Here is an 11,430-nt window from a genome sequence, read left to right as displayed (position 1 = left end):
ATAAGTGGAATATATATCCCACTTAATCAAAAAAGCGACTCAAAATTCAACCTTTTGGAATTCTTGAGTCGTCTTTTTTTTATATTTTATTTTGTCTCCTAAAAAATCGAAGATTTTCAGTGGCCTCTATCCAATGCAGAGGGGGTTTTTATATTTAAAAAAGGAGAATGATGATGATGAATATCAATGGGTTTACAAGAGGTTTAATGGCACATAATTACAATTCTGAAAAATATCTGCTCCATGTGGCTGGATGTGTAGAGCGGCAATTGATTGAGTGGGATCCCCAATACGAGATGCTCGTAATGAAATTCAAGAATTATGAAATTGTGATTAAAAACGTGGAACGTGATTACCATTTACAAATTTCGGAAGAGGAAGCAGCCTCACTTCAAAAAATATCTCCCTTCAAGCTGGACCAAAAAATATGGCGGGAATTAGAAAAACAAGGGTTAGAAATTAGTAAAGGGAACGGAAATTATCTCGATACGATATTGTCATGAGGACTTATGGAATGATAGGCAGGATTGGTATGAATATGAGGAGAAATTGCCTGCTGTAAATTAATAAAGGAAGGGTTAATCATGTTAGTAAGGTGTTCAGGGTTAAAAATGAAACGTTGATATTACCCGGCTGAGATGAAAAAGGAAGCCGTCGGTAAAAATAAATGGTTGTTATTGCCTGCAACGGGTCAAAAAAGAAGTCAGCGGTAAGAAAAAAGGGTGGAAATTGCCCGCCGCAGGTCAAAAAAGGAGACAGCGGTAAGAAAAAAGGGTGGATATTGCCCGCCGCAGGTCAAAAAAGAAGTCAACGGTAAGAAAAAAGGGTGGATATTGCCCGCCGCAGGTCAAAAAAGGAGACAGCGGTAAGAAAAAAGGGTGGATATTGCCCGCCACAGGTCAAAAAAGAAGACAGCGGTAAGAAAAAAGGGTGAATGTTGCCTGCCGCAGATCAAAAAAGGAGACAGCGGTAAGAAAAAAGGGTGAATATTGCCTGCCGCAGGTCAAAAAAGAAGTCAGCGGTAAGAAAAAAGGGTGGATATTGCCCGCCGCAGGTCAAAAAAGAAGTCAACGGTAAGAAAAAAGGGTGGATATTGCCCGCCGCAGGTCAAAAAAGAAGTCAACGGTAAGAAAAAAGGGTGGATATTGCCCACCGCAGGTCAAAAAAGAAGACAGAGGTAAAAATACCACTGATGGAATACTCCAGCAGCATTTATAATGAAACTTCCGTTTGATGAGTTGTATCAACTCGTGTATAGCTAAACTTAAGGGGGATATCAAAAATAAGAAAAAGGGATAGATTAATGATTCACAACCGATGCGAATAAAATGAACCATGACCTAATTTTGATTCTCAACGATTCTTACAGAAAAGAGGTTATGGGGATGAAATACAAAATCTACCGGTGCAATTGCCGGAAACTTTGGTCTGTTCAAAGCCGCAAAGAAAAGTTCACCGCAGAATCGATCCTGCTAAATGGTAAGTGGAATACGGAATTAAAGTCCGAACGGAGATTGAATCCAAGGGGATTCGTCATTACCAATCACACTCAAGACATTATACCGAATCCGCCAATTGAACTAGTCAATCAATTTACGAAAACATCGAAGTTGATTTATGATAAGAATTCAGTTGATTTTAATATCAAATTTGGGGAATATCTTTTCTTTGCTAATGACGGGACCTGTTATCTTTTAAAAAAGGAATCGTAATTCCATCAAGGCGTCAGGCACTCTCAAATAATAAGAGCGCCTGGCTTTTACATTTAACGATTATCCACTTTTTCCGGATAAAGATCATGATTCATCAGACGGTAATTGGCCATTTCTTCATATTTGGTGCCTGGTCTTCCATAGTTACACCATGGGTCAATGGATATTCCGCCACGTGGAGTGAATTTGCCCCAAACTTCAATATACCGCGGATTAAGGAGCTTGATTAAATCATTCATAATGATATTGACGCAATCTTCATGGAAGTCACCATGATTTCGGAAACTAAATAAATATAATTTCAGTGATTTACTCTCGACTATTTTCTGATCAGGAATGTACGAAATATACATCGTTGCGAAATCTGGCTGTTTTGTCAGCGGACATAAACTGGTAAATTCCGGACAATTAAATTTAACGAAATAATCCCGGTTGGAGTGAAGGTTATCTACTGCCTCCAGTACCTGTGGTGAATACTCAAATAAATAGCTGTTATTTTGATTTCCTAGTAATGTTAAATCCTTTAAACCTTGCTCATTGCTTCTGCCTGACATAAAAAGACCTCCTTATATTTTTAAAAAAAGAGGACGGTTCACCCATTCTAAAAAAACGAAAAGCCATGTCACTATGGCCATGGCTTAATCTCAATATCCATAGTTTTTTATAGAGGGTTTCGGCTATGAACCTCTCCTTATTCATTTACTCATATGATATAGAAAACAGACTTAGCCGTCAATTAAAAATGAATAGTCGACAGATAAACAGAAACGTAGTAATATAAATTTGCTGATTCATATAATCTAATAAAAATCCGTTTTACGCGGTTGAGGTTCTAGCTACCCTCATTAAAAAACTAAGAAAAACAGTACATTTCTTAGTACTGTTTTTTCTTTTTGAAAGGAGCATTCCTAAAGAATGTTGAAACAGGAAAAAGCAATTGTCGTCTTTAGCGGCGGGCAGGACAGCACCACATGTCTATTCTGGGCGCTAAAAAACTTTGGTGAAGTAGAAGCGGTCACATTTGATTATAATCAAAGACATCGTTTAGAAATTGAATGTGCAAAAAATATCGCAAATGAATTGGGTGTCAGACACCATATATTAGATATGTCCTTATTAAACCAATTGGCGCCGAATGCGTTGACAAGGTCTGATATTGAAGTTAAAGAAGGTGTGGATGGGGAACTTCCATCTACTTTTGTACCAGGGAGGAACCTGTTATTTTTATCTTTTGCCGGCGTACTTGCGCGGCAGGTGGGTGCGAAGCATATCATTACCGGTGTATGCGAGACGGATTTCAGCGGTTATCCAGATTGTCGTGATATTTTTGTCAAATCATTAAACGTTACCTTAAATTTATCAATGGACGATCATTTCGTCATCCATACCCCTTTGATGTGGTTAAATAAAGCAGAAACGTGGGCGTTAGCGGATGAATTAGGGAAGCTTGATTATGTTCGTGAAAAAACATTAACGTGCTACAATGGCATCATTGCTGATGGCTGTGGGGAGTGCCCGGCCTGTGTTCTGAGAAAAAGAGGGCTGGATGAATATCTAAGCGGGGCCGTCAAATGATGTACGGATTTAGAATCGTTGACAAACTACAGAAAATAGACGAGGACATCAACCGCAGCCAGCTTAAATACCATTCAAAAAGGGTATTAGTGAGCAAAGAATTTACTTTTGATGCCGCCCATCATTTGCATTGCTATGATGGGAAATGCAAGAACCTGCATGGACACACTTATAAAGTCATTTTCGGCATCAGCGGTTTTGTCGATGACCAGGGACTCATGATGGATTTCGGGGATATTAAAGATATTTGGAAAAATCAAATTGAAATTTATCTTGATCATAAATATTTAAATGAAACGCTGCCGCCAATGAATACAACGGCTGAAAACATGGTTGTATGGATTTATGAAAAAATGAGGAATGCGGTAGAGGCAGCATCGGAAAAATACCATAGCGCACGAGTCGAATTCGTCCGTCTCTTTGAAACCCCGACCAGTTACGCCGAGGCTAGAAGGGAGTGGATGGAGGAATGAGTAAAATTCCTGTTATCGAGATTTTTGGTCCGACCATTCAAGGGGAAGGTATGGTAATCGGTCAAAAAACAATGTTTATACGTACTGCTGGCTGTGATTATTCCTGCAGCTGGTGTGATTCCGCTTTTACCTGGGATGGCAGCGGCAAGAATGAAATTAGAATGATGGATGCGGAAGAAATTTGGCAGGAATTAAAGGAGATTGGCGGAGACCGATTTTCTTTTGTTACGATTTCAGGCGGCAATCCCGCATTGATTAAAAATGTGGGATTGCTGATTGACTTATTAAAAAAAAGAGGAATAAAATGCGGCATTGAAACACAGGGCAGCAAATGGCAGGACTGGTTTGTAAATGTTGATGAATTAACGATTTCTCCAAAACCGCCTAGTTCAAAAATGAAAACCAATTTTGAGATATTGGATTTGATTTTTCAAAAATTAAAAGATCATAATTTCAAAAATCATGTGAGTTTAAAAGTGGTTATTTTTGATCAGGAAGACCTGACTTACGCGAAAATGGTACATAAACGATATGGAACAATCCCGTTTTATTTGCAGGTCGGAAATGATGATATTACCAATTTCAATGATCAAGAATTGATTCAAAAGCTGCTACAAAAATATGAGTGGCTGGTAAATGACGTAACAGCAGACAATCAATTAAATGATGTAAAGGTTTTGCCGCAGCTTCATACCCTCCTTTGGGGAAATAAACGGGGAGTGTAGAATAATATTTTTCTAAAAAAGTAATTGTCATCCTTCCACATTCGTGATAGTATAATTAAGAAATTTCCTTTAAAAGTAGTCCAGAGAGGCTAAAAAGGGTGAACGTGAATATTCGTATATGTAAGTTGATATATGAATGCCCTTTTGTCCTGGACAGAAGGGCATTTTATTTTGTGAAAAAAAGTAATTATATTTGTTGGACTTTGAAAATTGTCCAACTCCAGTGCCTGCCCCCTCGAGGTCACAAGCCAATCCGACTAAAAGGTTACAACCTTTCAGCCATCTTGCCTTGTGCTTGTCGGGGCTGAGCAAGGCACTTCCGCATTTATTGTAAATCTTTTAATCAAGTCCAGAGAGGCTCGAAAGGAGAAAAAAGAAATGAATTATCAGAAAAAGACAGTAATCGCATCAGTAGCAGGGTTGACATTGGAAGGGATGGACATCATGTTTATTTCCTTTGCCATGTCAATGATTATCGCAGAATTTCATCTTGATATGGCAACAGGGGGATTGATTTCGTCTCTTACCAACCTGGGGATGCTATTCGGAGGAATCATTTTCGGAGTATTAGCAGATAAGTTCGGCCGGGTAAAAGTGTTTACTTATACCGTCCTTCTATTCGCTTTAGGAACGGCATTGACTGGTATGGCAACTAATGTTGAACAAATCTACATCTTTAGATTTATTGCCGGTTTAGGTGCTGGCGGCGAATATGGTATCGGGATGACGCTTGTTGCAGAAGCATGGCCAAAGAATAAACAGGGCCGCGCCTCTTCTTATGTAAGTGTTGGGGCACAATACGGTGTTATTCTTGCAGCATTGCTAAGTGCAATGATTTTACCAACATGGGGCTGGAGAGGATTGTTCTTCGTCGGAATTATCCCAGTTATCTTTGCCTTCATTGTACGTAAGAATTTAAAAGAATCACCAGAATGGCTTGCAGCACAAAAAGACAAACGCCAAGTGAAAAAACAAGGAAATATCAGACAATTATTTGCAAATCCAAGAACCGCGTTTACCACTATTGCGTTAGCCATCATGGCAACTGTGCAAATTGCTGGATATAACGGCTTGATGATTTGGCTGCCATCAATTCTGCAAAAATCACAAGGACTTTCAGTTTCTGGTTCTGCTCTTTGGACCATCAGCACTGCAGTGGGAATGATTGCAGGGATGCTGACATTCGGGCAAATCATGGACCGTCTTGGAATGAAGAAAGCATTTGGAATCTTCTTATTTGCATCAGCAGTGGCAGTATTCTTATACTCTTTCGCAGCAGGAGCTGCAGGCGTACTAATTGGCGGTGCCATCGTAGGATTCTTCTCAAACGGGATGTTTGCCGGATATGGCGCATTAATCAGTTACTACTATCCAGTCGAGGTTCGGAGCACGGCAACAAACACCATCTTTAACTTTGGACGAGCATTAGGCGGATTATCGCCAATCCTAGTAGGTTTTATTCTAGAAAATGCTAACGTAACAGTGGCAATGAGTTATCTAGCCGTTCTGTACTGTGTATCATTTATCGCTATGATTAGCTTAGGAAAAGGAAAAGCTAAAAAAGAGCAAAAATCGTTGAATGCACTAAGTGAAGCTATCTAAACCAATAAATAAAATTTGGGTGTCAGACTCCTTTTGATGGGAGACTGACCCTTTTTTATTATTTAGGAAAATATAAAATAACATATAACTAGTTATCTGATTCCAGCTCCAGCACCTAGTCCTTCGAGAACTTAAGGGGCAGGACCATCCTTCGGGGAGCAACTTAGGCTTGTGAGGGTTGACTACTATGGAAAAATTCTAAAAGAATCTGCATCGCAGGGACAGGTTGAGGTTGTCCCAAAGGCGTTTGCGCTTTTGTTCTTGTATTTCGGTATTATCATTATCTCGTATTCAAGATATTTAATTTAAAGATAATAATAGGAGGTGATGACAGTGGAGAAAAAATGCACGAATTTACCATATCTTGAATTACTGAAAACTTCTAAAGCTGTTCAAGATCGAATGAAAATGGAATTAACAAAAGAAAACCTTAGCATTACTGAATTTTCTGTACTAGAAGTGCTTTACTTTAAAGGAAAGCAAACAATACAACAAGTTGGAAAAAAGGTGCTAATATCAAGCGGTTCCATGACATATGTGATTGATAAATTAGAAAAGAGAGGCTTGTTAAAGCGAATTGCATGTCCCAGTGATCGCAGAGCAATTCATGTAGTATTAACAGATGCCGGCAATACCTTAATGGATGAAATTCTGCCGAAGCACAAGATGTTAATTGATACTATATTTGATTCATTACAGGATGAAGAGATTGAATTTTTCGTTCAATTATTAAAAAAAGTACGAATGAGAGTGAAGAATTAATTTTTTTAAACATATATCTTGAAACTGAGATAAATGATAAATTTAGGAGTGATTTTCAGATGTTAAATATTGGTTTATTATTGATTAGGTTGGTTGTAGGTATATTATTCATTGGTCATGGTTCTCAAAAATTATTCGGCTGGTTTGGCGGTTATGGTTTAAAAGGTACAGGAGGCTGGTTCGATTCGATTGGAATTAAGCCAGGAGTAACCATGGCTTTGTTTGCAGGACTTGCAGAATTTCTTGGTGGATTATTGTTTGCTTTAGGACTATTAACCCCGCTTGCTGGAATCTTGATTGCAGGTACTATGATTGTTGCTATTATGAAAGTTCATGCTCCAAATGGATTATGGTCAACAGCAAATGGATATGAATATAATTTAATAATTCTTGCAGTTGCGATTGGCGTTGCCCTAATGGGACCTGGTTTATATGCTATAGATGCAATTTTATTTTAAAAGTAATATCTCTAATTGGAGAATCTTTAAATAGTAGTATTATACTCAAAGTTAAATAAGGAGCACTTAAAAGGGAGTGGAACGTAATGAAATTATTAGGATTGCACCATGTGTCCATTTTGACAGGAAAAGCCGAAAAAAACTTTGAATTCTATACGAAAATCCTAGGGATGAGATTGGTAAAAAAATCGGTGAATCAAGATAATACTAAGTCCTATCATCTTTTCTACGCAGATGCAGAAGGAAGCCCCGGTACTGATATAACATTTTTTGACATTCCTGGTCTTGGGCATTCATACCATGGAACTTCCGATATATCGACAGTATCCTTAAGGGTGCCAAGTACTGATTCATTAAATTTCTGGCAGGATCGTTTTACACAGTATGGGATTGAACATGGCAAGATTGAAAAGAGAGCAAATCGTGATACACTTTCCTTTAAAGATTTCGACGAAACCCGCTTAATCCTTGTTGCCGATAATGGTGAAAAAGGCGTGAGAGGCGGTATTCCTTGGCAGCGTGAGGATATTCCACTGGAACATGCAATTAGAGGTTTAGGACCCGTAACTCTGACGCTCAGCATTGCTGAACCAACAATTGGAGTACTGACTGAAGTCATGGGATTCCATTATGAAGGATCTTATCCTTCCCTTGAAGGGGACTACCCTAATATTTTAGTGTATTCAACCGGGGAAGGAGGCAGCGGGGCAGAAGTTCATATTGAAACTAGAACGGATCTGCCTAAAGCCCGTTTAGGACGTGGAGGAATTCATCATGTGGCTTTTCGGGTCCCAAATGAAGAAGAATATGATAAATGGGCCCAGCACATTAGAAACAACCGATTGCCGAATTCAGGCAAGATTGATCGTTATTATTTTAAAGCTTTATATTTTCGGGAGCCTAATGGTATTTTGTTTGAATTATCCACAGATACACCCGGATTTACAACAGATGAATCAATTGAAACCCTGGGACAAAGCTTGGCACTGCCGCCGTTCTTAGAGGCGCAGCGTAAGGAGATTGAAGAAGATTTACGGCCTCTATCTTTAGAATAAAACAGGAATAATGAATAAAGAGAGGGTATAGTCATGAAACATATATTTAATAAAGGACTTGATCCAACCAAACCTACTTTATTATTGCTTCATGGGACTGGAGGCAATGAATTGAGTCTCATGCCGCTTGCAGGAAAAATTGATGAAGAAGCTTCGATTCTAAGTGTTCGAGGAAATGTACTGGAAAATGGCATGCCGCGATTTTTTAGGAGACTGTCGGAAGGGGTGTTCGACATAGCCGATCTTGTCTTACGAACGAATGAATTGAATGAATTTCTTGATAGGGCAGCTGAAAAATACAATTTCGACCGAAATAATATCATTGCTATTGGGTATTCCAATGGTGCCAATATAGCGGCAAGTTTATTATTTCACTATCAAAATGCGTTAAAGGGGGCAATTCTGCATCATCCAATGGTGCCAAGAACAGGAATTGACCTCCCAGATCTGTCAGGTAAGTCCGTATTTATTACCGCAGGAACGAATGATCCCCTATGTTCACCTCTTGAATCAGCTGAATTACAAGCAATACTGGAAAAGGCCAATGCAAACGTAGATATTCATTGGGAAAATCGAGGTCATCAATTAACTTTAGAGGAAGTTGGGGCGGCGGCCCAATGGTATAAAAAGTTATTCATAGAAAATCCACCTTTGAACTAAATAAAGAGGTGGATATTTTTTTTAATATCAAAATTAATAAAGGGTTCTTTCAAAATTTGTTGAAATTGTATAGAAAGATGAATGCAAACAACGGAGGGCGGGAGAAGTGGAAGAGATTCAATATGCCTTTATAGATGAATTTGGAGATTATTCTTTTGATTTTGACAAACAGAACGTATCTACCCATTTTATAATCGTTGCAATTCTTGTAAAAGAATCGAATATAGAATTTCTGGAAAGGGAAATGGAAAGGATTTCGCTGCAATACTTCCAAAAGGAATTACCCGTGACAGAAGAAGACATGCTACAAATCCTAAATGAAGTGAAGGATTTTCCTTTTAGTATCTATGCATATGCAGCCGATAAAAGAAAAATAAGAGAGGAAAGCGGAGTGATGCATCAAAAGCCATTCATTCGGTATGTGAATCGAATGCTTTATGATGATCTAAACAGGACCTTTGAGCAGCTTGACTTAGTGGCCAACATAAAGGAATCGAAACCATTGCTGCGTGAATTTCAAGAATATGTAAAGACAAAAAGCATTCCGGATTTATTCAATTACTCTATATTTGGTTTCAATCAGACAGAATCGAAATTACTTTTACAATTATCATCTATTATTGCCGGCATTCTTGCAAAAGGGTATGATCGGCCCTATTTTTCCAATCAATATCGATATCTATATAGAAGTATGAAACATAAAATAGCTGCTATTAATATACTGCCCCCAGATTACAAACACTTTCTTTATGACTACAAATCAGACCATCATGATTCCCAATATGACGAGGCTATTATCAAACAGGCTGTAAACCAGGTCTATCATTATATTAAAAAACACCATAAAAGTGAAGAGGATGAGGAACGGCTTCGGATTGATTTATTAAAGTTCCTATTATTCAATTTGAAAGAAAATCCGGATGAATATGTTTATACACAAGAAATCCTTGATAATTTGAATGCCCTGAGAGATATAAAAATTAATCAACATTATTTCCGGTCAAACATTGTGTCAAAGCTTAGGGACAGCGGCCTGCTTATTGCGAGCAGCAATAAGGGATACAAATTACCAGTCCGCTTAAATGATTTATATGATTTTGTAGATCTTTCTAGTCTAACGATATATCCCATGATTCAGAGGATATCAAAATGCAGGGACCAGATTCTCCTGGCTACTAATAATGAAGTAGATATTTTAGAGGAAAAAGAATATGGGTATTTGAAAAAGGTAATTGAGATGGGGAAAGTAGAAAATTAATATTCACACTTTTATTCAAAAGAAGCAGTAAATGATCAAATATTTTTCAATGCGTAATAAATAATAGAAACACAGATTTAAGTCGTTATTTTTAAAAAATGGAGTGTTAATTAATTGACAAGAAGACCATTGCTTTTTTCAAGAAGGGAGCGGAATTTGAGGAATTAAGGATTTTTCACTATGAATCTGTAGAAGGCAAGGGAGCTGTACATTAAGATTCATCAAATTATATGCAGGTTAAATCTTTTTATCTCTTATTCGAGAATTTTTCAATTTCCATCCTTTCGATTTAACGCGTCCATTAAGTGATATAATTCCTGATTTAATAGGGAAAGACGATTAATATTTGCATGAGAGCTTTTTGCGGGAATTGAAATCATTAGATGTTTACCTTAGTTCTACATACGAAAGCAATTTCTTTTGATGGTGCAGTCTTTTTTCTTTTAAAATAGAAATCCTCACTTCTCTACCTTCGGTAAAAATTATGAGCGTCGCTTTCACTGCCGATGTGTTCGAAGACATCTTTTACCACATTTTGAAGGAGATTATGGATATGGGATTGCTGTCTGCTGACCATATTTTCTTAGATTCCACTCATGTAAAGGACAGTGCTAATAAACGCAAGAGGTAAATAGTGTAGGTTGATTTCCACTCCGGATGGACGCTTTCCGCGGGCGGGGCCGAGCCGCTTCCCTCGCTACACTCAGTCCAGGGTCTCGACTTTCTCGCTTTTCCCGCAGGAGTCGCCACCCTCCGCTCCAATCAACTTTAACTTTTTAAACATTGGATAAAATACTTTCGAGGTGACGTATCATGATGACGAGAAACCAATCAAATGAACGCGGACAATTAGAAATGCTGACAATTGATCAATTAGTTCCTGAAGATCATTTAGTACGCAAGCTAGAGTCAGCTATTGATTTTTCGTTCATCTATCCCTTGGTTTAACACCTATATTCAGGGATTGGTCGTCCAAGTATTGACCCCGTAGTTTTGTTTAAGATGGTCTTCATACAATACATTTTTGGCATACATTCCATGCGCCAAACCATAAATAAAGGCTGTTTTCGTAAACTATGTTGTTATGCCAAGAAAAGCGGTGGTTTATTCTATTTAGGAATAAGCGGACTCTGCGAAAAAGCTGGATTAC

The 11,430-nt window shown here is 38.1% G+C and carries 12 protein-coding genes, 2 pseudogenes and 2 riboswitches; of the genes and pseudogenes, 13 read left to right on the top strand and 1 reads right to left on the bottom strand.

Annotated features, from left to right (window positions below; genetic code table 11):
• Window positions 1-173: 173 nt before the first annotated feature.
• Window positions 174-503 carry a hypothetical protein gene (locus tag M3183_RS25895; RefSeq protein WP_251474796.1) on the top strand — a complete coding sequence of 110 codons (330 nt, stop codon included), beginning with the start codon at window positions 174-176 and terminating at the stop codon, window positions 501-503.
• 882 nt (window positions 504-1,385) lie between these two features.
• Window positions 1,386-1,712, top strand: coding sequence for a hypothetical protein (locus tag M3183_RS25890; RefSeq protein ID WP_251474792.1), 327 nt, complete (start codon window positions 1,386-1,388; stop codon window positions 1,710-1,712).
• 53 nt (window positions 1,713-1,765) lie between these two features.
• Here M3183_RS25890 and queF read toward each other — a convergent pair whose 3' ends face one another.
• Window positions 1,766-2,266: a preQ(1) synthase gene (gene queF / locus M3183_RS25885; RefSeq protein ID WP_251474790.1), complete on the bottom strand. Its 501-nt coding sequence runs from the start codon at window positions 2,264-2,266 to the stop codon at window positions 1,766-1,768.
• Window positions 2,267-2,359: 93 nt separating this feature from the next.
• A riboswitch (PreQ1 riboswitch) is annotated at window positions 2,360-2,406 on the bottom strand.
• A gap of 126 nt (window positions 2,407-2,532) precedes the next feature.
• Window positions 2,533-2,575: riboswitch (PreQ1 riboswitch) on the top strand.
• Between the two features lie 55 nt (window positions 2,576-2,630).
• On the opposite strand from queF, the gene queC reads away from it, so the two are divergent.
• The 11 genes and pseudogenes from queC to M3183_RS25830 form a co-directional block, all read left to right on the top strand.
• Entirely contained in the window at window positions 2,631-3,287 is a 657-nt protein-coding gene (gene queC / locus M3183_RS25880; RefSeq protein ID WP_251474803.1) for a 7-cyano-7-deazaguanine synthase QueC, read from the top strand.
• Complete coding sequence (queD, locus tag M3183_RS25875) at window positions 3,287-3,760, top strand: 6-carboxytetrahydropterin synthase QueD (RefSeq protein WP_251474799.1); 474 nt, start codon at window positions 3,287-3,289, stop codon at window positions 3,758-3,760. Before queC ends, queD begins: the two co-directional genes overlap by 1 nt.
• Window positions 3,757-4,485: a 7-carboxy-7-deazaguanine synthase QueE gene (gene queE / locus M3183_RS25870; RefSeq protein WP_251474785.1), complete on the top strand. Its 729-nt coding sequence runs from the start codon at window positions 3,757-3,759 to the stop codon at window positions 4,483-4,485. The genes queD and queE overlap by 4 nt, the downstream gene beginning before the upstream one ends.
• A 378-nt stretch (window positions 4,486-4,863) precedes the next feature.
• Window positions 4,864-6,087 (top strand): MFS transporter, encoded by a 1,224-nt coding sequence (locus M3183_RS25865; RefSeq protein WP_251474783.1) that lies wholly within the window; start codon window positions 4,864-4,866, stop codon window positions 6,085-6,087.
• 333 nt (window positions 6,088-6,420) lie between these two features.
• A complete protein-coding gene (locus M3183_RS25860; protein WP_251474780.1) occupies window positions 6,421-6,849 on the top strand; it encodes a MarR family winged helix-turn-helix transcriptional regulator in 429 nt (142 codons plus the stop codon).
• Between the two features lie 59 nt (window positions 6,850-6,908).
• Window positions 6,909-7,307, top strand: coding sequence for a DoxX family protein (locus M3183_RS25855; protein ID WP_251474777.1), 399 nt, complete (start codon window positions 6,909-6,911; stop codon window positions 7,305-7,307).
• A gap of 86 nt (window positions 7,308-7,393) precedes the next feature.
• Entirely contained in the window at window positions 7,394-8,362 is a 969-nt protein-coding gene (locus tag M3183_RS25850) for a ring-cleaving dioxygenase (RefSeq protein WP_251474772.1), read from the top strand.
• Between the two features lie 33 nt (window positions 8,363-8,395).
• Window positions 8,396-9,022, top strand: coding sequence for an alpha/beta hydrolase (locus M3183_RS25845; protein ID WP_251474769.1), 627 nt, complete (start codon window positions 8,396-8,398; stop codon window positions 9,020-9,022).
• 106 nt (window positions 9,023-9,128) lie between these two features.
• Window positions 9,129-10,280, top strand: a complete 1,152-nt coding sequence (locus M3183_RS25840; protein ID WP_251474766.1) for a hypothetical protein — start codon at window positions 9,129-9,131, stop codon at window positions 10,278-10,280.
• A 456-nt stretch (window positions 10,281-10,736) separates the two neighbouring features.
• Window positions 10,737-10,905: pseudogene (locus tag M3183_RS25835) on the top strand (IS5/IS1182 family transposase); the annotation flags it as partial.
• Window positions 10,906-11,093: 188 nt separating this feature from the next.
• Window positions 11,094-11,339 (top strand): annotated as a pseudogene (locus M3183_RS25830) (transposase); the annotation flags it as partial.
• Window positions 11,340-11,430: the final 91 nt, after the last annotated feature.

This window comes from Neobacillus mesonae, from assembly GCF_023715155.1.
Classification (GTDB): Bacteria; Bacillota; Bacilli; order Bacillales; family Cytobacillaceae; genus Neobacillus; species Neobacillus mesonae_A.
This window is presented reverse-complemented; position numbering and strand designations above follow the sequence as displayed.